The sequence below is a fragment of the Mizugakiibacter sp. genome (genome assembly GCF_039680435.1).
Lineage (GTDB): Bacteria > Pseudomonadota > Gammaproteobacteria > Xanthomonadales > Rhodanobacteraceae > Mizugakiibacter.
Genome location: NZ_JBDKSX010000125.1, coordinates 21,031 through 42,316, shown reverse-complemented (window position 1 = coordinate 42,316; position 21,286 = coordinate 21,031). Strand labels below are relative to the sequence as shown.

20 protein-coding genes are annotated in these 21,286 nt (G+C 68.6%); 12 read left to right on the top strand and 8 right to left on the bottom strand.

Going from position 1 to position 21,286, the window contains the following annotated elements; genetic code table 11:
- Positions 1-28: 28 nt before the first annotated feature.
- Positions 29-202 carry a hypothetical protein gene (locus tag ABFC67_RS13550; RefSeq protein ID WP_346738560.1) on the top strand — a complete coding sequence of 58 codons (174 nt, stop codon included), beginning with the start codon at positions 29-31 and terminating at the stop codon, positions 200-202.
- Positions 203-211: 9 nt separating this feature from the next.
- Positions 212-739 carry a transposase gene (locus ABFC67_RS13545; RefSeq protein ID WP_346738559.1) on the top strand — a complete coding sequence of 176 codons (528 nt, stop codon included), beginning with the start codon at positions 212-214 and terminating at the stop codon, positions 737-739.
- A gap of 129 nt (positions 740-868) precedes the next feature.
- On the opposite strand, the gene ABFC67_RS13540 is transcribed toward ABFC67_RS13545, so the two are convergent.
- The 4 genes from ABFC67_RS13540 to ABFC67_RS13525 all read right to left on the bottom strand — a co-directional run bounded on the left by ABFC67_RS13540 (position 869) and on the right by ABFC67_RS13525 (position 7,472).
- A complete protein-coding gene (locus ABFC67_RS13540) occupies positions 869-3,991 on the bottom strand; it encodes a CusA/CzcA family heavy metal efflux RND transporter (RefSeq protein ID WP_346738558.1) in 3,123 nt (1,040 codons plus the stop codon).
- Positions 3,988-5,085: an efflux RND transporter periplasmic adaptor subunit gene (locus tag ABFC67_RS13535; protein ID WP_346738557.1), complete on the bottom strand. Its 1,098-nt coding sequence runs from the start codon at positions 5,083-5,085 to the stop codon at positions 3,988-3,990. The genes ABFC67_RS13540 and ABFC67_RS13535 overlap by 4 nt, the downstream gene beginning before the upstream one ends.
- Before the next feature lie 187 nt (positions 5,086-5,272).
- On the bottom strand, positions 5,273-6,787 hold the full coding sequence (locus ABFC67_RS13530) for an efflux transporter outer membrane subunit (RefSeq protein WP_346738556.1): 1,515 nt from the start codon (positions 6,785-6,787) through the stop codon (positions 5,273-5,275).
- Positions 6,788-7,109: 322 nt separating this feature from the next.
- The gene (locus ABFC67_RS13525; protein ID WP_346738555.1) at positions 7,110-7,472 is read right to left on the bottom strand and encodes a hypothetical protein; all 363 of its coding nucleotides are present in this window, start codon (positions 7,470-7,472) and stop codon (positions 7,110-7,112) included.
- A 387-nt stretch (positions 7,473-7,859) separates the two neighbouring features.
- On the opposite strand from ABFC67_RS13525, the gene ABFC67_RS13520 reads away from it, so the two are divergent.
- From ABFC67_RS13520 to ABFC67_RS13510, 3 genes are read left to right on the top strand one after another with little or no spacing between them, the layout of a single operon-like run.
- Entirely contained in the window at positions 7,860-8,387 is a 528-nt protein-coding gene (locus ABFC67_RS13520; protein ID WP_346738554.1) for a GNAT family N-acetyltransferase, read from the top strand.
- A gap of 12 nt (positions 8,388-8,399) precedes the next feature.
- A complete protein-coding gene (locus ABFC67_RS13515) occupies positions 8,400-9,251 on the top strand; it encodes an AraC family transcriptional regulator (RefSeq protein ID WP_346738553.1) in 852 nt (283 codons plus the stop codon).
- A gap of 22 nt (positions 9,252-9,273) precedes the next feature.
- Entirely contained in the window at positions 9,274-9,636 is a 363-nt protein-coding gene (locus tag ABFC67_RS13510) for a VOC family protein (RefSeq protein WP_346738552.1), read from the top strand.
- 213 nt (positions 9,637-9,849) lie between these two features.
- On the opposite strand, the gene ABFC67_RS13505 is transcribed toward ABFC67_RS13510, so the two are convergent.
- From ABFC67_RS13505 to typA, 3 genes are all read right to left on the bottom strand, one after another.
- Positions 9,850-10,524 (bottom strand): ATP-binding protein, encoded by a 675-nt coding sequence (locus tag ABFC67_RS13505; protein ID WP_346738551.1) that lies wholly within the window; start codon positions 10,522-10,524, stop codon positions 9,850-9,852.
- 55 nt (positions 10,525-10,579) lie between these two features.
- Positions 10,580-10,996, bottom strand: coding sequence for a hypothetical protein (locus ABFC67_RS13500; protein WP_346738550.1), 417 nt, complete (start codon positions 10,994-10,996; stop codon positions 10,580-10,582).
- A gap of 122 nt (positions 10,997-11,118) precedes the next feature.
- On the bottom strand, positions 11,119-12,951 hold the full coding sequence (typA, locus tag ABFC67_RS13495; RefSeq protein WP_346738549.1) for a translational GTPase TypA: 1,833 nt from the start codon (positions 12,949-12,951) through the stop codon (positions 11,119-11,121).
- A 146-nt stretch (positions 12,952-13,097) separates the two neighbouring features.
- Here typA and ABFC67_RS13490 point away from each other — a divergent pair, with 146 nt between their 5' ends.
- Complete coding sequence (locus ABFC67_RS13490) at positions 13,098-13,613, top strand: peptidylprolyl isomerase (protein ID WP_346738548.1); 516 nt, start codon at positions 13,098-13,100, stop codon at positions 13,611-13,613.
- Between the two features lie 47 nt (positions 13,614-13,660).
- Here ABFC67_RS13490 and ABFC67_RS13485 read toward each other — a convergent pair whose 3' ends face one another.
- The gene (locus tag ABFC67_RS13485; RefSeq protein ID WP_346738547.1) at positions 13,661-13,918 is read right to left on the bottom strand and encodes a GlsB/YeaQ/YmgE family stress response membrane protein; all 258 of its coding nucleotides are present in this window, start codon (positions 13,916-13,918) and stop codon (positions 13,661-13,663) included.
- 151 nt (positions 13,919-14,069) lie between these two features.
- On the opposite strand from ABFC67_RS13485, the gene ABFC67_RS13480 reads away from it, so the two are divergent.
- From ABFC67_RS13480 to prpC, 6 genes are all read left to right on the top strand, one after another.
- Entirely contained in the window at positions 14,070-15,269 is a 1,200-nt protein-coding gene (locus ABFC67_RS13480; RefSeq protein ID WP_346738546.1) for a pyridoxal phosphate-dependent aminotransferase, read from the top strand.
- An 86-nt stretch (positions 15,270-15,355) separates the two neighbouring features.
- Positions 15,356-16,342, top strand: coding sequence for a malate dehydrogenase (locus ABFC67_RS13475; protein WP_346738545.1), 987 nt, complete (start codon positions 15,356-15,358; stop codon positions 16,340-16,342).
- A gap of 163 nt (positions 16,343-16,505) precedes the next feature.
- A complete protein-coding gene (gene prpE / locus ABFC67_RS13470; protein WP_346738544.1) occupies positions 16,506-18,407 on the top strand; it encodes a propionate--CoA ligase in 1,902 nt (633 codons plus the stop codon).
- Positions 18,408-18,483: 76 nt separating this feature from the next.
- Positions 18,484-19,374, top strand: coding sequence for a methylisocitrate lyase (prpB, locus tag ABFC67_RS13465; protein WP_346738543.1), 891 nt, complete (start codon positions 18,484-18,486; stop codon positions 19,372-19,374).
- A 1-nt stretch (position 19,375) separates the two neighbouring features.
- Positions 19,376-19,975 carry a hypothetical protein gene (locus tag ABFC67_RS13460; protein ID WP_346738542.1) on the top strand — a complete coding sequence of 200 codons (600 nt, stop codon included), beginning with the start codon at positions 19,376-19,378 and terminating at the stop codon, positions 19,973-19,975.
- Between the two features lie 70 nt (positions 19,976-20,045).
- Positions 20,046-21,200, top strand: coding sequence for a 2-methylcitrate synthase (gene prpC / locus ABFC67_RS13455; RefSeq protein ID WP_346738541.1), 1,155 nt, complete (start codon positions 20,046-20,048; stop codon positions 21,198-21,200).
- Positions 21,201-21,286: the final 86 nt, after the last annotated feature.

Below are 21,286 nucleotides of genomic sequence, written 5' to 3'. Positions count from 1 at the left end.
ATCCCGCCTGTCGGGATGAGGTAACGGCATGCCTCGCTATGTGCGCGCATTCATTCCCGGCGGCACGTTCTTCTTCACGGTGGCGCTGCTCGAGCGTCGGCGTCGGCTGCTCAACGAGCACATCGACCTGCTGCGGCAGGCTTTCGCCGACGTGCGGCGCGCCAGCCCGCGTAGGGCGGGAGCATCCCGCCTGTCGAGATGAGGTAACGGCATGCCTCGCTATGTGCGTGCATTCATTCCCGGCGGCACGTTCTTCTTCACGGTGGCGCTGCTCGAGCGTCGGCGTCGGCTGCTCACCGAGCACATCGACCTGCTGCGGCAGGCACTCGCCGACGTGCGGCGCGCCAGGCCATTTCGACTGGATGCGATCGCGGTGATGCCGGACCACCTGCACTGCATTTGGACGCTGCCGCCGGACGGCGCGGATTTTTCTTCGCGCTGGCACGCGATCAAGGCCGGCTTCTCGCGCGGAATCCCGGCGGGCGAACGCCTTTCGGAGAGAAGGCGGAAGAAGGGGGAACGCGGCATCTGGCAGCGCCGGTTCTGGGAACACGCCGTCCGCGACGAGCGGGATTTCGAGCGGCACGCGGACTACATTCACTGCAATCCGGTCAAGCACGGCCACGTCTCGCGCGCGGCGGATTGGCAATTCTCGAGCTTTCGCCGGTTTGTCGAGCGCGGCATCTATGCTACGGATTGGGGCGCCTCGGATGATGTTCGCGGCCTGGATATGGAGTGAACGCGACAGGCGGGATACTCCCGCCCTACGCGGGCTTCGCTATTCCATCCTGACCGTCGTGATGGGCTGAGCCTGCGAAGTTCGGCGTGCTCCGGCCGATCCCGGATGGATTTGGCCAGGTTTTCGGAGCTACACCTGCAACCGATCGCCCGGTTTCGCCACCAGTGCGTACAGCGCCGGCATCAGGAAAACGCTGATCGCCAGGCGCGAAAGCATGCCGGCCACGATCACCAGCGCGAACGGCCGCTGCGAATCGGTGCCCACGCCCGTGGCGAGCGCTGCGGGCAGCAATCCCAATGCGGCGACCAGCGCGGTCATCATGATCGGGCGCAGGCGCAGCAGGGCCGCTTCTTGGATCGCCTTGTCGATCGGCATGCCTTGCAAGCGCAGCTCGTTGACGCAGGAGATATAGACCACGCCGGTCAGCACCGACACGCCGAACAGCACGATGAACCCGATTCCGGACGAAACCGAGAACGGCGTGCCGGTCAGCCACAGCGCGATCAGCGCGCCGAACGGCGCCGATAGCAGCACGCCGGCGACGGTGATGAAGGGGAACTTGAAATTGCCGTACAGCACGAACAGCAGGCCGAAGATCACCACCAGCGTCAGCGGCAGGATCACGTTCATCTGCGCGCGCGACGCGGTGTATTCCTTGTACTCGCCGCCCCAGTCCAGCCGGTAGCCACGCGGCAGCGTGACGGCCTTGTTCACCTGCTGCATCGCGTCGTTTACCGCGCCGGCGAGGTCGCGGCCCTCCACCGAGAACTGCACGCCGATGTAGCGCGAATCGCTCTCGCGATAGATGAAGGAGGCGCCGTCGGTCTCGCCGATCGTCGCCAGTTCCTTCAGCGGAATCTGCTGGCCGCCCGGTGTGGCGACCGGAATGTTGCCGATCTCCTGCGGGTTGTCGCGGAAGCGCTGCGCCAGCCGCACCACCAGATCGAATTCGCGCTCGCCCTGCACGACCTGCGTGGCGGTGTTGCCGCCGATCGCGGTTTCGATCAGCGCGTTGACGTCGGAAACGTTCAGGCCGTAGCGCGCAATTTTGGCGCGGTCGATGCGGATGGTGAGGCTGGGCTGCCCGAGTTCGTGCACCAGCGTCACGTCGGTGATGCCGCGCACGTGCTGCAACACCTGCTTGATCGCCTTCCCCTTGTCCTGCAGCGTCTGCAGGTCGCGGCCGAACACCTTCACCGCCAAGGCACTCTTCAGCCCCGTCTCGGCTTCGTCCACCGCGTCCTCGGCCGGTTGCGTGTAGTTGAACTGGATGCCGGGAAGCGCCTGCAGCTTGCCGTCGATGGCGCGGATCAGCGCGGCCTTGTCGCGGTAGGCACCGTGCCATTGCGAATAGGGTTTCAGGCCGACGAAGAACTCGGCATTGAAGAAGCCCGTCGCGTCGGTGCCGTCGTCGGGACGGCCCAGCTCCGAAGCGACGGTAGTGACCACCGGAAACGAGCGCAGCACGTCGCGGATCTGCGGCGTGATCTTTGCCGCCTCGTCGAACGAGATGGTGTACGGCATCGTCGCGCGCACCCACAGCGAGCCTTCGTCCAGATGCGGCATGAACTCCGCGCCGATCGCGGGGACGAGCAGCAGCGACAGGCCCAGCAGGATCGCAGGGATGATCGTCGCAGGCCATGGCCTGGCGAGGCTCTTCCCCAGCCACTTCGCGTAGAACGTGCGCGTTTTCTCGAAGATCGCGTTGCGCCGCTCGCGCACGCCCTTGCGCATGAACAGCGCGCACAGCACCGGCAACAGCGTCAGCGTCACGATCAGGGAGCCGACCAAGGCGAAGATCATGGTGTCGGCCATCGGCTTGAACAGCGTGCCCGACGGTCCCGTCAGCACGTAGATCGGCAGGAAGCTCGCCACGATCACCGCGACCGCGTACACCAGCGGGCGATCCACTTCCGATGCGGCCTGGATGATGATCGCGCGCACGTCCATCGGCGCGTCGGTGGCCTTTTGCGCGGCGATCTCGCGGAAGATGTTCTCGACCATGAAGATCGCGCCGTCGACCAGGATTCCGAAGTCCACCGCGCCGATCGAGAGCAGGTTGGCCGAGGCGTTGCGCAGATCGAGGCACACGAACGCGAACAGCAGCGCCAGCGGGATGGTCACCGCGACGATCAGGCCCGCGCGCAGGTCGTAGAGGAAGAACACCAGCACCGCCGCAACCAGCAGCACGCCGGCCAGGAGGTTGCGCTCGACCACCCGGGTGGTTTCGTCGATCAGGTGGCTCAAGTCGTAGAACGGGTGGATCTTGACGTCGCGCGGCAGGACGTCCTGGTTGAATTCGCGCGTCTTGGCCTCGATCGCCCGCAGCACGTCCTGCGTCTTCTCGCCGGTGCGCAGCAGGATCACGCCTTCCACCGCGTCGTCCTGGCCCATGTAGCCGAATTCGCCGAGCCGCGGCGCGATGCCGAGCGTCACCGTGCCGACGTCTTTCACCAGCACCGGGGTGCCGTTGTGCACGGCCACCACCACATTGCCGATGTCTTCGAGCGTTTGCAGCCGACCCATACCGCGGACGTAATAGAACTGTCCGCCCTGCGAATAGAAACCGCCGCCAGCGTTGTCGTTGTTGGCGGCAAGCGAGGCTTCGACCTGCGGCACCGACAAACCGACCGCCGCGATCTTGCCCGGGTCGAGCAGCACCTGGTATTGCATGTCGCCGCCGCCGAAGGCGGAATCGTCGGCCACGCCCGGCACCGCGCGGTACTGAGGAGCGATCACCCAGTCCTGCAGCGTCTTCAGTTCGGTCGGCGAGCGATCGGGGCTTTGCAGCACGTAGCGGTAGATCAGGCCGGAAGGCGACGATAGCGGCGAGATGTCGGGCGCAACGCCGTCCGGCAGCCCGATGCCGCTCAGCCGATTGAACACGCGCTGGCGCGCGAAGTAGTTGTCGGTGCCGTCGCGGAAGGTCAGCGTGACATCCGACAGCCCGTACAGCGACACCGAACGCTTCATCACCATGTCCGGCACGTCGCTCATCGCGCGTTCCACCGGCACGGAAATCAGGCGCTCCACTTCCTCCGCCGAGTGCCCCGGCCACTGCGTGACGATGTCCACCATCGGCGGCGCAAGGTCGGGATACGCATCCATCGGCAGGCGCTCGAGCGCCCACCAGCCCGCGGCGAGCAACGCGGCGGAGAGCAGGATGATCAACAGCCGCTGCGCCAGCGCGAACGCGACGATGCGGTTGATGATCGACGCGTTGCGCGTCGCGGCTTCCGGCGGGGTGCTCATTGGCTCTGGATGAAGCTCAGGAACAACCCGCCGTCGCTGACGATGCGTTCGCCCGCGCGCAAGCCGGATGGAATCAGATAGCGGTCGCCGACGCGCTCGCCCAGCGTGACGTGACGGCGCGCATAGCTGTTGTCCTGCTGCGCCACGTACACGAACGGCAGATTGTCATCGTCGCGCAGGACCGCCGATACCGGAACCAGCAGGCCGTCGCGTGCTTCGTGCGATTCGATCCGCACGCGCACGTACATCTGCTTCTTCAGCGCGCCGCCCGGATTCGCCGCCTCGACGCGCGCCACCACCGCGCGCGTGTCGGGATCGACTTCCGCAGCCACGTTCGTCACCTTGCCGGGCAACGGCTTCGCGCTCTCGCCGAAGGCAATCGAGGCCGGATCGCCCGCATGCACCGATTCGACATCGTTGCCGAACACGTTCGCCTTCACCCACACGCGCGACAGGTCGGCGATGGTGAAGCAGGGCGTGCTGCCGGCCTGCAACAACTGCCCGGGCGAGATGTTCTTTTCCACCACCGTGCCCGCGATCGGCGCGCGGATCACGCCTTCCACGCGGTTCACGTCCTTGCCGGCGCGCAATGCGGAAAGCGCCTGTGGATCGATGTCCAGCGCGGTCAGCGCCTGCAATGCGGCGGCTCGATCGGCCTCCGCAGCGACGGCATCGGTCTGCGCCTGTTCGGCTTCGCGCTGCGAAATCGCGTGGTGCTCCTGCATGTCGGCGTCGTAATCCGCAATGCGGCGCGCGTTCGTTGCCGTCACCACGGCCTTGCGGTACGCGCCGAGCGCCGCGGCGAAATCCGGTGAGGTGACGGTGGCCAGCGGCTGCCCGCGTTTGACCCGGTCGCCTTGCGCCACCAGCAGCTTCGCCACCGGGCCGGAAAACGGCGCCAGCACCTGCGTGGCGCGATCCTGGTCGAAATCCACCACGCCGGTGGTATCGACGCTCGAATGGAAACGGGAGGGCGTTACGGTGTAGAGCGTGATGTGCTGGCGCTGCGTGGCGGTCAACGTGACGTTGCTGGCGGTATTGGCGCTTGTCTGCGCGACGTCTGCGCCTTTGGACGAACAGCCGGCCAGCAACATGAGGAGCACGATGAGCGCACCTGTCCAATACGTTCGCGTCCGGCTCCTCGACTGGCCCGGGACAAGCTGCGTCCGCGTGAACGAACGAAGTCGCGGCACGTCGCCGTTCGACTTCGGCCCCGACTTCGATTGAAGCCGGGGCTCGCGCTCGGGGCGAGCCGCGATGGGCGTCGCGCCATGTCTGGCCTTACTTCCGATCATCATGGGTCTCCGCCAATTCCGCGCGATGCCACCAGCCGCCACCCAGCGCCTGGAACAGCGCGGCGGTGTCGGCGTAACGGCTGGCCTGCGCCTGCACCAGCGCGATACGCGCCTGGCTGTAGGCCTGTTCGGCGCTGAGCAGCGCGAGCTGGTCGATGTAGCCGTCGCGCAACTGTCGCCGAGAAAGATCGAGCGTGGTGTGTGCAGCCCGCTCTGCTATCGCGGCGGCTTGCAGGGTTTCCGCATCGTGCTGCAAGGCCGTCAGCGTATCGGCCACGTTCTGGAACGCCGTCAGCACCGTGCTGCGGTACTGCTCGGCTGCCTGCGTGTACGCGGCTTCCGCCGCGCGCTGCTGATGCAGCAACTGGCCGCCCTGGAAAATCGGCGCCAGCACGTCCGCGCCCAGCGTCCAGAAGCCCGTGCCTGTCTTGAACACCTGGCCGATCGCGAGTGCGGAGCTGCCGGCGTCCCCGCTCAGCGTGATGTTGGGAAAGCGCTGCGCGATCGCCACGCCGACCTGGGCGCTGGCCGCATGCCAGTTGGCCTGGGCCTGGCGAACATCGGGCCGCTGCTCGACCAGTTTCGACGGCAGGCTCAGCGGCAGGTCCGCCGGCAGTTGCAGGTCGGCGAGATCGAAGTCCGCGATGGACGCCTGCGCCGGTAACTTGCCGGTCAGCACCGCCAGCAGATGCCGCTGCTGATCGCGCTGCTGGAGCAACGACGGCAGCGATCCCTGCGTCTGGGCGAGCTGCGTTTCCTGCGCGGACACGTCCAGTTGGCTGGCGTCGCCCTTCCGGTAGCGATAGCGCATCAGCTCGACCGACTGCGTTTCGATCCTGATTTGTTCGCGCGTCGCGTCGATTTGCGCCTTCAGCGAAGCATCGGTGATCGCCGCCACCGCGACATTCGACGTCAGCGTGTTCCACGCGGCGATCATCTGGAAGCGCGTGCTCTGCGCCTGGGCTTGCAACGATTCGACGCTGCGGCGATTCAGACCGAACACATCCGGCGTGTACGACACGCTGACCTGCGGCGTGAACAGGTTGTACAGAAGCGCGTTGTTGCTGGGCACAGGCGCCAGCGAAGCGGGTTGCTTGTATCGCGTCGCATTGAACTCGGCGTCCACTTGCGGGAGATACGCGCCGCGCTGCGCCAGCACGGCTTCGTGCGCGGCGGTCAATGCGGCCTGCGCGGCCTTGAGGTCGGGATTGTCGGCAAGCGCGGCTTCGATCAGCGCGTTCAACTGCTTCGAGTGGAACAGCGTCCACCAATCGCCGGCGATGTCGGCGCCGGTGTCAAAGCGCTGCGCGTTGCCTCCGGCGATGTCCGGCGTCGCCACGGTCGCCACCGATGGCTGCGCCGTGTAGCGATCCGTGTCCGGCGGCGCCGGTTTCCGGAAATCCGGCCCGACCGCGCAACCTGCGAGCGCCAGCGCGCATGTGACGGTGCACACCCGCGCGCCGACGCGTCTCGCGAGCGTTTGCGTCCACGTTTCGTGCATACATGCCGTTTCCGCAGGACGTCAAAGCGTGCAACGATATAACGTTTCAATTGCCCACGGTAGGCCTGCCGGAAGTCACGGCCGTTGGCGCACGAAAATGCCTGCTTCAGGATCATCCTCGGGGACAAGATCCCGAAGGACGACCAGAAATGGCGGGTCCAGCGGCGCGAGGACGGCCTGCTGACGCTGGGCCCGCGGCATGCGCCCGCCTCCGTTCTCGACGTGTACGGCGCCTCGACCGCCGACGGCAGCCTGTTCAAGCTTTACCACTACTGCCGCAGCGGCCCCCGGAGCGTTCGGGGATTCCGGTGTGGCCGCCGCCTCAACGCACTTGCAGCCAGTGCACGTACACGCCGCGCGCGCGATCCTCGTCGCGGTGGCCTTCGCGGGTGTCGACGACGATGCCCCAGGCGGTGCGCAGGTTCTCGCCGAAGTGGCGCACCACCCGCACGTGCTCGTCGCGCCGCAGCGGGAACAGCGTTTCCAGCACCATCACCTTGTCGCGCTCCCACACCAGCACGGCCGGCTGTCCGGCGGTGCCGCGCCAGCCGATGAAGACCTCCACGTGCTGCGGCTCGTGGTTGCTGCGGTTGTCCAGTTTCCAGCCTTCCGTCTTGCGCAGCAGCGATTCGAGGTCGGGAGCACTCCAGTCGATTTGATGGGCCGTCGGCTTGTGATAGGTCATGCAGGTAGCCTTCCCGTAAGGCGGGGCGGCCGGTTCCGCAACCGGCGCGCGTGCCGGGCGTGCCCGAATGCCGCGGGACCGTGCGATACCCTCGCGACAGGCATGACGATCGCCGCAGCGAAGGACGGCCGGCATGCGCGGTTCGCGGATGCCCGGCCGTTCGGCTCGCCTTGTTCCGGTTATCGGCAGCGTGCAGGATTCCTTGAGGGCGGCATGGTGCGGCGCCGCTTGTCCGGCCCCGGACGCCGCGCTCCGGCGCGGAGCGTGCGCTCCGCGCACGAGCCGCCGCCCGGTGGTCGTGCTGTGGCAAGATGTTTCGTGTGCGGAGCGCACGCTACGCCCGGAGTGGCGTAGGGATCGGGTCAGGTCGCTGCACGGGGTGCTGAAGTGGTGCTGGAAACCGAACGGCTGACGCTGCGGCGCTTCGCCTACGAGGACGCCGCGTTCATCGTCGAACTGCTGAACGATCCTTCGTTCATCGAGAACATCGCCGACAAGGGCGTGCGCACGCTGGACGACGCGCGCCGCTACCTCGACGACGGTCCGCTCGCCAGCTACGCGGCGCACGGCTTCGGGCTGTGGCGGGTCGGCCTGAAGGCGGACGACACGCCGATCGGCATGTGCGGCCTGCTGAAGCGCGACGCGCTGGACGATCCCGACATCGGTTACGCCTTCCTGCCGCGCTACGCCGGTCGCGGCTACGCCCACGAGGCCGCGGCGGCGACGCTGGCCTGTGCGCGCGACGCGTTCGGCCTGCGCCGCGTGGTCGCCATCGTCAGCGCCGGCAACGCGCGCTCGATCGGGCTGCTCGGCAAGCTCGGCTTCGCCTACGAGCGCGAGGTGCTGCTGCCGCACCACGCTGCGCCGATTCCGCTGTACGGCTGGCGGGCGGAGGCGGTGGTCGGCGCGGCGTAGAGGGGGCGGACCATGCAGATCGCGACCCTGTTCCAGAGCGAAACGCTGCGCGTGGTCGATTTCCGCTGCGATGCCGGGCCGGATACGCGGCCGTATCCGGAACAGCACGCGGACTTCTCGATGTCCTACGTGCGCCGCGGCAGCTTCGGCTACCAAAGCCGCGGGCGCGCCTGCGAACTGGTGGCGGGGGCGGTGCTGGTCGCCCACCGCGGCGACGAGTTCACCTGCACGCACGACCATCACCTGTGCGGCGACGAGTGCCTGTCGTTCCGCTTCGCGCCGGCCGCGGTCGAGGCGATCGGCGGCCGCGGCGCGATCTGGCGCACCGGCGGCGTGCCGCCGCTGCCCGAACTGATGGTGCTGGGCGAGCTGGCGCAGTCCGTGGTCGGGGGCGGCAGCGACGTCGGCCTGGACGAGGTCGGGCTGGCGCTGGCGGCGCGGTTGACCGATGCGGTATCCGGCAGGCCGCGCGCGCCGGTCGCGGTGTCGGCGCGCGATCGCCGCCGCGCGGTGCGCGCGGCGCTGTGGATCGACGTGCACGCACGGCAGCCGATCGGCCTCGAGGACGCGGCGCACGAGGCCGGGCTGAGCGCGTACCACTTCCTGCGCGTGTTCGCCAACGTGGTCGGCGCGACGCCGCACCAGTACCTCGTGCGGTCGCGCCTGCGCCACGCGGCGCGCCTGCTGTCCGACGACGCGCGCCCGATCACCGACGTGGCCTACGACGTCGGCTTCGGCGACGTCTCCAACTTCGTGCGCACCTTCCGTCGCGCGGCAGGCGTTTCGCCGCGGCGCTTCCGCCAGGCGGCGCGCGGCGAGCGCAAGTTTTTCCAAGAGCGCCTGGCCGCGCCGCGCCTAGGATGACCTCCCGTTCACGGAGGTCATCATGTACGACCATATCGGCCTGAAAGTTAAGGATCTGGCCGCCAGCGTGCACTTCTACACCGCCGCGCTGGCTGGCCTCGGCTTCGGGCTGTGCACGCAGGGCGACGGCTACGCCGGTTTCGGTCCGCCGGGCGAGCCGGCGCTGTGGCTGTACGCCGCCAAGGCGGCGAAGGGCAGCGGCATGCACGTCGCCTTCCGCGCATCGAGCCGCGAAGCGGTCGACCGCTTCCATGCCGCCGGCCTGGAAGCGGGCGGCGGCGACAACGGCGCGCCCGGCGTGCGCAGCGACTACAGCCCGACGTACTACGCCGCGTTCCTGCTCGACCCCGACGGCCACAACGTCGAGGCGGTGTGCATGCGCTGAGCGCACGATGGTCGCCTGTAGGCAGGCTCCTGCCTGATGGCGCGGTGCCGCGGGTCGCCTGTGCGCAGGCTCCTGCCCGATGGCGCGGAGTCGTGGGGCGCCTGCACGCAGGTTCGTGGCCAGCGCACCGCTTGTAGGAGCCTGCGTGCAGGCGACCGCACGGTTCGCCCGCTCATCGCGAGGAGGCAAGGCGTGGCGACGCGCCGCTTTCGTTCACGCGAGCATGAAATCGGTGTACTGGAAGCGGCCTTCGCGCAGCACGGATTCGCCGCGTTCCAGGCGCGGCGGTGCGCGGAACAGCGGGCCGTCGTAGCTGAGCGTGTGGAATTCGCCGCGCTCGCCGCACGGGTCCACGCCGGCAGGCAGTTCGTCCAGCAGCGCGGCGTCGTAGTCGCGGCCGCAGAACGACGCATCGAGCTGGGTGGTGTCGACGCAGGTCAGCACCGCGCGGTGGCCGCGCGCGATGAAGTGCCTGGCCAGCTTGGCGGTGTCCTCGCCCCACAGCGGATAGACGCCCTGCCAGCCCAGGCGGTGCAGCAATGTCTCTCGCCAGGCGCGCACGTCGTCGAGGAACAGGTCGCCGAAGGCGATGTGGTGCAGCGCCGGCGTGCCGATGTGCGCCTCGGCGAGCGCCCTGGCGAAAGCGGTTTCGTAGGCCCCGTTGGATGACGGCCAGTCGAGCTCCGCCTCGATCAGCGGCAGGCCCAGCGCGTCGGTCTGCGCGCGCAGCACTTCGCGGCGGATGCCGTGCATCGCCACGCGGTCGTAGGTGCGGGTGACGGTGGTGACCAGGCCGGCGACCCGCCAGCGCGGATCCTCCCGCAGGCGCTCCAGCGCCATCAGGCAGTCCTTGCCGCCGCTCCATGCGATCAGGATCGGGGTTTCCATGGGCCGATTGTACGCGCGAGCGAGCGCGGGGGGCCGCTCGGCGCCAGTGGCCGCGTCAGGCGCGCAGCGCGTCCAGCGTGCGGCGCACCGCGGCGTGGGCGATGGCGATGTTCGGGTCGCGCTGCAGCGCGTCGCGGTAGCTGCGCGCGAAGCCTTCCGTGTCGACGTTGCCCGCGATCATGCCGGCGATGCGACGGCGCAGAGCGGCGAGCGTTTCCGCGTCCGGCGCGGTGTCGGCCTCGAGCAGCTCGTCCATCTCCACGATCAGCCCGGTCAGCGGGCGCAGCCACGCGAACCAGGGATCGGCCGTGACCAGGTCCAGCAGCGCGCTGGTCGAGGGGATCGGGCCGAACAGGCGCTCGTAGCCGGCGCGCGTTTCCGCCAGCAGCGCCTTGTGCAGGTCGAGCAGGGCCTTGCGCAGCGCGGCCAGCGGTTCGCGCGCGAATGGCGGAGGCGAGGCGGAAGCGTTCATCGCGTGCACCGTGCGCCAGGGAGCGCCTCGAATCTAGCACGCAGGCGACGGCGCCGCGGTCCGCAAACGCATCGGGCCGCGCGAGGCGGCCCGATGTTCCTGCAACTGCCGGCAGCCTGGGCTCAGGCGGCCTGGCGCGAGGCGCGCTTGCGGTCGTTCTCGGTGAGGTGCCGCTTGCGCAGGCGGATCGCCTTCGGCGTGACTTCGACCAGCTCGTCGTCCTCGATGAACTCCAGCGCCTGCTCCAGCGACATCTTCACCGGCGGCGTCAGCAGCACGTTGTCGTCCTTGCCGGCGGCGCGGATGTTGGTGAGCTGCTTCTCGCGCAGGGCGTTGACGGTGAGGTCGTTGTCCTTGGCGTGGATGCCGACCAGCTGGCCCTCGTAGATGTCCTCGCCGGCGTTGATCAGCAGGCGGCCGCGTTCCTGCAGGCCCATCAGCGCGTACGGCGGCGCCTTGCCGGTGCCGTTGGAGATCATCACGCCGTTGGGGCGCTTGGCGATCGCGCCCTCGGAGCGCGGGCCGTAGTGATCGAACACGTGGAACAGCAGGCCGGTGCCGGCGGTGAGCGTGCGGAACTCGGTCTGGAAACCGATCAGTCCGCGCGCCGGGATCATGTACTCGAGGCGCACGCGGCCGCGGCCGTCCGGCTCCATGTTCTTCAACTGGCCGCGGCGCATGCCGAGGCGTTCCATCACGCCGCCCTGGAACTGCTCCTCCAGGTCGACGACGAGCTGCTCGTAGGGCTCCTGCAGGACGCCGTCGATTTCCTTGACGATCACCTCGGGGCGCGACACCGCCAGCTCGTAGCTCTCGCGGCGCATGGTCTCGATCAGCACCGACAGGTGCAGCTCGCCGCGGCCGGACACCTTGAACTTGTCCGGATCCTCGGTTTCCTCCACGCGCAGCGCGACGTTGTGCAGCGTTTCGCGCAGCAGGCGGTCGCGCAGCTGGCGGCTGGTCAGGAACTTGCCGCCGCTGTAGTCCTTGCTGCCGGCGAACGGCGAGTTGTTGACCTGGAAGGTCATGCTGATGGTGGGTTCGTCGACGGTCAGCGCCGGCAGCGCCTCGGGCGCGGCGGGGTCGCACACCGTGTCGGAGATGCCGAGGCCCTCGACGCCGGAGATCGCGACGATGTCGCCGGCCTGCGCCTCGGGCACCTCGCGGCGCTCCAGGCCCATGAAGCCGAGCACCTGCAGCACCTTGCCGTTGCGCTTCTTGCCTTCGCGGTCGATCACCGCGACCGGCATGTTGGTGCGCACCGTGCCGCGCTGGATGCGGCCGATGCCGATCAGGCCGACGTAGCTGTTGTAGTCGAGCTGGCTGATGCGCATCTGGAACGCGCCGGCCGGGTCGACCTGCGGCGGCGCCACGTGCTTCATGATCGCCTCGAACAGCGGCGTCATGTCGCCTTCGCGCGCTTCCGGATCGAGGCTGGCGTAGCCGTGCAGGGCCGAGGCATAGACCACCGGGAAGTCGAGCTGCTCGTTGGTCGCGCCGAGGCGGTCGAACAGGTCGAAGGTGGCGTTCAGCACCCAGTCCGGGCGCGCGCCGGGGCGGTCGATCTTGTTGATCACCACGATCGGCTTGAAGCCCATCTGGAAGGCTTTCTGCGTGACGAAGCGCGTCTGCGGCATCGGGCCGTCCATCGCGTCGACCAGCAGCAGCACGGAGTCGACCATCGACAGCACGCGCTCGACCTCGCCGCCGAAGTCGGCGTGGCCCGGGGTGTCGACGATGTTGATGCGGTTCTCGCGCCAGGTGATCGCGGTGTTCTTGGCGAGGATGGTGATGCCGCGCTCGCGCTCCTGGTCGTTCGAGTCCATCACGCGATCGGGCACCACGGCGCGTTCGGAGAGCGTGCCGGACTGCTTCAGCAGCTGGTCGACCAGTGTGGTCTTGCCGTGGTCGACGTGGGCGACGATGGCGATGTTGCGGAGGTTTTCGATGGACATGCGTTTGGGCGGACGGCGCGGTGGCCGACTCGAATGGGCCGAATGGCAAACGCGCCAGTATAGCGTTTTTCGCGCCCGCCCGCCGCAGCGGCGGCGCGCCGGCAAGGCGCTGTTAAGCTAGCCGGCCACTGCCCAGGAATGAGCCCATGACCGACGCCCTCATCGCCCGTTTCCAGACCAGCCGCGGCCCGATCCGCGTGCAACTTTACGCCGACAAGACCCCGCTGACCGTGGCCAATTTCGTCAACCTGGCGCGGCGCGGCTTCTACGACGGCCTGAGCTTCCACCGCGTGATCCCCGATTTCATGGTCCAGGGCGGCTGCCCGAACGGCGACGGCCGCGGCAATCCCGGCTACCGCTTCGAGGACGAGTGCCGCGCGGACCTGCGCCACGACCGTCCGGGCGTGCTGTCGATGGCCAACGCCGGCCCCGGCACCAACGGCAGCCAGTTCTTCATCACCCACGTCGCCACGCCGTGGCTGGACGGCAAGCACACCGTGTTCGGCGCGGTGCTGGATGCCGAGGACCAGAAGGTGGTGGACGCGATCCGCCAGGGCGACGCCATCGAGTCGGTGACGATCGAGGGCGATGCCGACGCGGTGCTGGCGCAGATGGCCGAGCGGGTCGGCCAGTGGAACGCGGTGCTGGACGCGCGCGGCTGAGGCCGGTGCGGCGGGCGCGGACGGCAGGTGCCGCCCGCGCCTTCGCCTCATGGCGCCTTCGGCTTGAACAGCAGCCGGTACAGGAACAGCAGGACGATCGCGCCGATCACCGACATGATGAAGCCGGCCGGCTGGCCCGCCTGGTACCAGCCGAGCGTCTGGCCGAGCCAGCCGGCGAGCAGCGAGCCGGCGATGCCGAGCAGGCCGGTGACGATGAATCCGCCGGGATCCTTGCCGGGCATCAGGAACTTGGCCACGACGCCGATCACCAGGCCGATGACGAACATCCAGATCCAGTGCAGCATGCGCCTTCTCCTTTGCGGATGAGTCTCCACGCCTGCCCGCCGGGCCCGGCGGGCAGGCCGATCATGCGCGCTCCGGCATGACTTTGCGCCGCTGCTGGGTGCGCGGCCCGCTGTGTTAAAATCCCGCTTTCCCTCCTCGCGAGTGACTCCCATGCTGAAGCTTGCGAAGCGCATGGGCCGCGCCAAGCCGAGTGCGATCATGGTGATCGCCGACAAGGCGAAGCGGCTCAAGGCCGAAGGCCGCAACGTCGTCAATTTCTCGATCGGCGTGCCGAACTTCCTGCCGGGCGAACACGTCTACGACGCGGTGCGCGCGGCGCTGGCGAAGGACTCGGGCCAGTACGGCTCCAACCGCGGCCGCGAGGACCTGCTCGATGCGTTCCTGAAGCACCTGGAGCAGGGCGGCTTCAAAGGCTACGAGCGCAAGCACTGCGCGACCGCGATCGGCGCCAAGCACATCCTGTACAACCTGGCCGAGGCGCTGCTCGACGAGGGCGACGAGATCGTCTTCCCGACGCCGTACTGGACCAGCTATCTCGACATCGCCGAGATCCTGGGCGCGAAGGTCACGCAACTGCCGTGCCCGCCCGAGCAGAACTACAAGCTGACGCCGGCGCAGCTCGACAAGGCGCTGGCCAGCAAGCCCAAGGTGTTCCTGTTCAACAACCCGTCCAACCCGACGGGCATGGTGTACACGCGCGAGGAGATCGTCGCGCTGGCCGAGGTGGTGGCGAAGCACCCGGACACCTGGGTGATCACCGACGACATCTACAACCGCATGGTGTTCGACGGCGTCGGCTACCACAACTTCGTGCACGTCAGGCCGGAGCTGCGCGATCGCGTGATCGTGGTCGACTCGATCTCCAAGACCTACGGCATGCCCGGCTGGCGCTGCGGCTTCATGGCCGGGCCGGAGAGCGTCGCGCAGGCGGTGGTGACGCTGAATTCCAACCACATCACCAACGTGCCGGAGATTGTCACCGTGGCCGCGCTGGCCGCGCTCAGCGGCCCGCAGGACGTGCCCGCGCGCAAGTGCGCCGAGTTCGCCGCGCGCCGCGACGAGGTGCTGGCCGCGCTGAGCGCGATCCCCGGCGTGAAGTGCCCGCGGCCGCAGGGCGCGTTCTACGTGTTCCCCGACATCTCCTGCGCGTTCGGCAAGTCGCATGACGGCAGGAAGATCGCCAACGACGTGGATCTGTGCGCCGCGCTGCTCGATGCGAAGAGCGTCGCCTGCGTGCCCGGTTCCGCGTTCGGAGAGCCGCGCGCGCTGCGCATCTCCTACACCTGCCCGCAGGCGCAACTGACCGACGGGCTGAAGCGCATCCGCGAGTTCTTCGCCGAACTCGCCTGAAACGCATCGGCAGGGTGGGCCTCGGCCCACCGTGTTTCGCGTCGGTGGGCCAAGGCTCACCCTACGACAAGCAAAGGAGTTTCGTGATGAAAGCCCCCGTCCGCGTTGCCGTGACCGGCGCCGCCGGCCAGATCGGCTACGCCCTGCTGTTCCGCATTGCCGCCGGCGACATGCTCGGCAAGGACCAGCCGGTGATCCTGCACCTGCTCGAGATCACCCCGGCGCTGCCCGCGCTGAACGGCCTGGCGATGGAGCTGAACGACTGCGCGTTCCCGCTGCTCGCCGGCATCGTCGCCACCGACGACGCCAACGTCGCGTTCAAGGACGCCGATTACGCGCTGCTGGTCGGCGCGCGTCCGCGCGGCCCGGGCATGGAGCGCAAGGACCTGCTGGAAGCCAACGGCGCGATCTTCGCACCGCAGGGCAAGGCGCTGAACGGGCACGCCAGGCGCGACGTCAAGGTGCTGGTGGTCGGCAACCCGGCCAACACCAATGCGCTGATCGCGCAACAGAACGCGCCGGACCTCGATCCGCGCTGCTTCACCGCGATGGTGCGCCTCGACCACAACCGCGCGCTGTCGCAGCTCGCCGAGAAGACCGGCGCGCACACCACCGACATCCGCAGGATGATCATCTGGGGCAACCACAGCTCGACCCAGTACCCGGACATCCACCACGCCACGGTGAAGGGCAAGGCCGCGACCGGCCTGGTCGACCAGGCCTGGTACAGGGACACCTTCATCCCGACCGTGCAGCAGCGCGGTGCGGCGGTGATCAAGGCGCGCGGCTCCTCGTCGGCCGCCTCGGCGGCGTCCGCCGCGATCGACCACATGCGCTCCTGGGCGCTCGGCACCGAGGCCGGCGACTGGGTGTCGATGGCGATCCCGACCGACGGCTCCTACGGCATCGCTCCGGGCGTGATCTACGGCTACCCGGTGACCTGCGCGAACGGCAAGTACGAGATCGTGCAGGGCCTGGAGATCGACGCCTTCTCGCGCGAGCGCATGGACGCGACCAGCAAGGAGCTGCGCGAGGAGCGCGCCGGCGTCGAACACCTGTTCGCCAAGAAGTAAGCGGCGGCTTCGCGCATGCGCGACGAAGGGCGGCCACTGGCCGCCCTTCGCATGTGTGGCGAACGACGACTGCGCATATTCGCAACGGCCTACGACCTTGGTCGGGACGCCGGCGCCGCAGGCTTGCACTAGGCTAGCGCCGTCACCCGCGACGGGGGCGGCCATGCGCTACGAAGACGCCTATCGGCGCTCGATCGTGGAGCCGGAAGCGTTCTGGGCCGAGGAGGCGCGGGCCATCTATTGGCACACGCCGCCGCAGCGCATCCTCGATTACGCGAACCCGCCGTTCCGCAGGTGGTTTGTCGGCGGCACCACCAACCTCTGCTACAACGCGGTCGACCGCCACCTGGAGGCGCGGCCGGACCAGCTCGCGCTGGTGGCGATGTCGACGGAGACCGGCATCACCCGTCGCATCACCTACCGCGAGCTGCACCGCGAGGTGAACGCGTTCGCCGCAGTGCTGCAGGAACTCGGCGTTGGCCGCGGCGATCGCGTGGTGATCTACATGCCGAACTTCGCCGAGGCGGTGTTCGCGATCCTCGCCTGCGCGCGCATCGGCGCGATCCATTCGGTGGTGTTCGGCGGCTTCGCCGCGCACAACCTCGCGCTGCGCATCGACGATGCGAAGCCGAAGCTGCTGATCTGCGCCGATGCCGGCATGCGCGCCGGCAAGGTGGTGCGCTACAAGCCGCTGGTGGACGAGGCCTGCGCGGCGGCGCAGTCGCCGCCGCCGGCGGTGCTGGTGGTGCGGCGCGGGCTCGATCCCGACCTCGCCATGCAGCCGGCGCGCGATCTCGAATACGCGCCGCTGCGCGCCAAGCACGCCAACGCACGCGTGCCGGTGGCCTGGCTGGAATCGAACGAGCCGAGCTACCTGCTGTACACCTCGGGCACCACCGGCAAGCCGAAGGGCGTGCAGCGCGACGTCGGTGGCTATGCGGTGGCAATGGCGCTGTCGATGCGCACGGTGTTCGACGTCGGCGCTGGCCAGGTGATGTTCTCCACTTCCGACATCGGTTGGGCGGTGGGGCACTCCTACAACGTATACGGTCCGTTGATCGTCGGCGCCACCTCGCTGCTGTACGAGGGCCTGCCGACGCATCCCGACCCCGGCATCTGGTGGCAGCTGTGCGCGGAATACGGCGTGCGCAGCATGTTCTCCTCGCCGACGGCGATCCGCGTGCTGAAGAAGCAGGATCCGGCCTGGCTGAAGAAGCACGATCTGTCCACGCTGAAATGGCTGTTCCTCGCCGGCGAACCGCTGGACGAGCCGACCGCGAAGTGGATCAGCGAAGGCATCGGCAAACCGGTGATCGACAACTACTGGCAGACCGAGACCGGCTGGCCGGTGCTGACCCTGCTGCCGGGCCTGGATTTGAAGCCGCAGAAGTTCGGCTCGCCCGGCCTGCCCAACCTCGGCTACCGCATGCGCGTGATCGACGAGGTCACCGGCGCAGATGCCGCCGCCGACGAGAAGGGCGTACTGACCATCGTGCCGCCGCTGCCGCCGGGCTGCCTCAGCACGATCTGGGGCGACGACGCGCGGTTCCTGAAGGGCTACTTTGGCCACTTCAAGGAACTGCTGTACAGCTCGCTGGACTGGGCGATCCGCGACGCCGATGGCTACTACTTCATCCTCGGCCGCACCGACGACGTGATCAACGTCGCCGGCCATCGGCTGGGCACGCGCGAGATCGAGGAGGCGGTGGCGACCCACGCCGCCGTCGCCGAGGCCGCGGTGATCGGCGTTGCCGACGAACTGAAGGGACAGGTGCCGGTGGTGTTCGCCACGCTGAAGGACGCCGCCGCGGACGCCGCCGCGCGGGCTGCCGCCGCCGAGGGCATGCTGGAGCGCGTCGCCGCGATGCTGGGCGCGGTGGCCAGGCCAGCGCGCATCTACATCGTCAATGCCTTGCCGAAGACGCGCTCCGGCAAGCTGCTGCGCCGCTCGCTGGCGGCACTGGCGCAGCGCACCGATCCCGGCGACCTGTCCACCCTGGACGACCCGAACGCGCTGGAGGAGATCAAGCGCGCGCTGGCGCGCGGACCGGAGTGGGGCGGCTAGGGCGGGAGCTATCGGGGACGGGCCCGGCGGCGGGACGCGCGGATCGGCTAAAATGTCGTTTTTGCGCGGAGGTCCCATGAGCCAGCCTGCCTCTCCAGGCGCGCGTTTCCGCGCCGCCGTCGCCGCCGAGAAGCCGCTGCAGATCGTCGGCGCGATCAACGCCTACGCCGGCATCCTGGCCGCGTCGGCCGGCTTCAAGGCGCTGTACGTCTCGGGCGGCGGCGTGGCGGCATCCAGCCGCGGCATTCCCGACCTCGGCATCACCACGCTGGAGGACGTCGCCATCGACGTCGAGCGCCTGACCAGCGTGGTCGACCTGCCGGTGCTGGTCGACATCGACACCGGCTGGGGCAGCGCCTTCAACATCGCGCGCGCGATCAAGACGATGATCCGCGTCGGTGCGGGCGCCGTGCACATCGAGGACCAGGTGCAGGCCAAGCGCTGCGGCCATCGTCCCGGCAAGGAGCTGGTGCCGAAGGAGGACATGGCCGACCGCATCAAGGCCGCCGCCGACGCGCGCAGCGACGACCAGTTCACGATCATCGCGCGCACCGACGCGATCGCGGTGGAAGGCCTGGACGCGGCGATCGAGCGCGCACGGCTGTGCGTCGAGGCCGGCGCCGACATGATCTTCGCCGAGGCCGTCACCGAGCTGCCGATGTACCGCACCTTCAAGGACGCGGTGGGCGTGCCCGTGCTGGCCAACATCACCGAATTCGGCAAGACGCCGCTGTGGAGCAGCGAAGAGCTGGCCGCGGTCGGCGTCGACATGGTGCTGTACCCGTTGTCCGCCTTCCGCGCCATGGCCAAGGCCGCGCTCGGGGTGTACGAGGCGATCCGCCGCGACGGCCACCAGCGTGCCGTGGTCGACGCCATGCAGACCCGCACCGAGCTGTACGACAAGCTCGGCTACTGGGACTACGAGCGCAAGCTCGACGAACTGTTCGGCAGCCGCAAGGAAGACTGAAGTGGCCGCGCCGACGCCGCCCGCCGAGCCCGCTGCGCCGCGCGCCCGCGAGGGCCGGCGCAACTGGGACGCGCTGGCCGCGGTGGTCGCTGCGCTGATCGGCTTCCTCGCGCTGGTGGTGTCCGGCTACACGGCGTACATCCAGCGCCAGCAGGTGCGCGCCCAGGTCTGGCCGTTCCTGGTGGTCGGCAACGACGACCTGGCGCAGTCGGTGCTCGTCTACAACAAGGGCGTCGGGCCGGCGATCGTGCGCACCGCGCAGATCTGGATCGACGGCAAGCCGCGGCCGGACTGGCAGCACGTGCTCGACGCGCTCGGCGTCGCCGAACCGCGCCGCTTCATCCAGTCCACCCTCAATCCCAATGTGCTGACGCCGGGCTCGGAGCTGCAGATGATCCGCTTTCCCGACAAGGAGGTCTGGCAGCACTTCCGCACGCAGGCGCTGCACCGCATGAGCATGGCGGTGTGCTTCTGTTCGACGCTGGACGAATGCTGGATGTACAGCGACCGCCACCCGGTCGGCTACAAGGCGCCCACGCTGCTGGTGCAGCCGGTCGACCGTTGCCCGCGGCTGCCCGTGGCCGAGATTTTCAACAACTGAGACGACGACACGAGCAAAGCGTCGCCCCGCCGCGTACCGGTTGCGGTGCCGGCCCGATTCGGAGAGAACCATGAGCGAGAACGCCCAGCAAGTCCTTCCCAAGGCCAAGAAGTCGGTCGCGCTGTCCGGCGTCGCCGCCGGCAACACCGCGATCTGCACGGTCGGCCGCAGCGGCAACGATCTGCACTACCGCGGCTACGACATCCACGACCTCGCCACCAAGGCGAGCTTCGAGGAAGTGGCGCACCTGCTCGTGTACGGCGTGCTGCCGACCTGGTCGGAGCTGAACGCCTACCGCGCCAAGCTGAAGCGGCTGCGCGGCCTGCCGGCGCCGGTGAAGGGCGCGCTGGAGCTGCTGCCGGCGTCCACCCACCCGATGGACGTGCTGCGCACCGGTGCCTCGGTGCTGGGCACCGTGCTGCCGGAGAAGGACGACCACAACCTCGCCGGCGCGCGCGACATCGCCGACCGCCTGATGGCGAGCTTCGGCTCGATGCTGCTGTACTGGTACCACTGGAGCCACAACGGCAAGCGCATCGAAACCGAGACCGACGACGATTCGATCGCCGGCCACTTCCTGCAACTGCTGCACGGGCGCAAGCCCAGCGAGCTGTGCGCGCAGGCGCTGGACAAGTCGCTGGTGCTGTACGCCGAGCACGAGTTCAACGCCAGCACCTTCACCGCGCGCGTGATCGCCGGCACCGGCTCCGACATCTACTCCTGCATCACCGGCGCGATCGGCGCGCTGCGCGGCCCGAAGCACGGCGGCGCCAACGAGGTGGCGATGGACATCATCGCCCGCTACCGCAGCGCCGACGAGGCCGAGGCCGACATCCGCGCGCGCGTCGAGCGCAAGGAGATCGTGATCGGCTTCGGCCATCCGGTCTACACGATCGGCGATCCGCGCAATCCGATCATCAAGGAGATCAGCCGCAAGCTGTGCCAGGAAGGCGGCAACGTGCGCCTGTTCGAGATCTCCGAGCGCATCGAGACGCTGATGTGGGATCTCAAGAAGATGTTCCCCAACCTCGACTGGTACTCGGCCAGCGCCTACCACATGATGGGCGTGCCGACGCTGATGTTCACGCCGCTGTTCGTGATCGCGCGCACCTCCGGCTGGAGCGCGCACGTGATCGAGCAGCGTGCCGACGGCAAGATCATCCGCCCGAGCGCGAACTACACCGGGCCGGAAGACCGCGCCTACGCGCCGATCGAGAAGCGCTGACTCCGACGGTAGCGCGGTGCACGCGAAAGGGAGCCTGCGGGCTCCCTTTCCGTTTTCCGGGTCGCGCGGCTTCGGTGTTCACGGTA

Excerpts from the sequence above, each read along its gene's own strand:
- ABFC67_RS13510 (WP_346738552.1), top strand. The coding sequence starts at position 9,274 with ATGTACGACCATATCGGCCTGAAAGTTAAGGATCTGGCCGCCAGCGTG.
- prpC (WP_346738541.1), top strand. The coding sequence starts at position 20,046 with ATGAGCGAGAACGCCCAGCAAGTCCTTCCCAAGGCCAAGAAGTCGGTC.
- ABFC67_RS13530 (WP_346738556.1), bottom strand. The coding sequence starts at position 6,787 with ATGCACGAAACGTGGACGCAAACGCTCGCGAGACGCGTCGGCGCGCGG.
- ABFC67_RS13480 (WP_346738546.1), top strand. The coding sequence starts at position 14,070 with ATGCTGAAGCTTGCGAAGCGCATGGGCCGCGCCAAGCCGAGTGCGATC.
- ABFC67_RS13540 (WP_346738558.1), bottom strand. The coding sequence starts at position 3,991 with ATGAGCACCCCGCCGGAAGCCGCGACGCGCAACGCGTCGATCATCAAC.
- ABFC67_RS13475 (WP_346738545.1), top strand. The coding sequence starts at position 15,356 with ATGAAAGCCCCCGTCCGCGTTGCCGTGACCGGCGCCGCCGGCCAGATC.
- ABFC67_RS13545 (WP_346738559.1), top strand. The coding sequence starts at position 212 with ATGCCTCGCTATGTGCGTGCATTCATTCCCGGCGGCACGTTCTTCTTC.
- ABFC67_RS13515 (WP_346738553.1), top strand. The coding sequence starts at position 8,400 with ATGCAGATCGCGACCCTGTTCCAGAGCGAAACGCTGCGCGTGGTCGAT.
- ABFC67_RS13550 (WP_346738560.1), top strand. The coding sequence starts at position 29 with ATGCCTCGCTATGTGCGCGCATTCATTCCCGGCGGCACGTTCTTCTTC.
- ABFC67_RS13535 (WP_346738557.1), bottom strand. The coding sequence starts at position 5,085 with ATGTTGCTGGCCGGCTGTTCGTCCAAAGGCGCAGACGTCGCGCAGACA.
- typA (WP_346738549.1), bottom strand. The coding sequence starts at position 12,951 with ATGTCCATCGAAAACCTCCGCAACATCGCCATCGTCGCCCACGTCGAC.
- ABFC67_RS13485 (WP_346738547.1), bottom strand. The coding sequence starts at position 13,918 with ATGCTGCACTGGATCTGGATGTTCGTCATCGGCCTGGTGATCGGCGTC.
- ABFC67_RS13505 (WP_346738551.1), bottom strand. The coding sequence starts at position 10,524 with ATGGAAACCCCGATCCTGATCGCATGGAGCGGCGGCAAGGACTGCCTG.
- prpE (WP_346738544.1), top strand. The coding sequence starts at position 16,506 with ATGCGCTACGAAGACGCCTATCGGCGCTCGATCGTGGAGCCGGAAGCG.
- prpB (WP_346738543.1), top strand. The coding sequence starts at position 18,484 with ATGAGCCAGCCTGCCTCTCCAGGCGCGCGTTTCCGCGCCGCCGTCGCC.
- ABFC67_RS13490 (WP_346738548.1), top strand. The coding sequence starts at position 13,098 with ATGACCGACGCCCTCATCGCCCGTTTCCAGACCAGCCGCGGCCCGATC.
- ABFC67_RS13525 (WP_346738555.1), bottom strand. The coding sequence starts at position 7,472 with ATGACCTATCACAAGCCGACGGCCCATCAAATCGACTGGAGTGCTCCC.
- ABFC67_RS13500 (WP_346738550.1), bottom strand. The coding sequence starts at position 10,996 with ATGAACGCTTCCGCCTCGCCTCCGCCATTCGCGCGCGAACCGCTGGCC.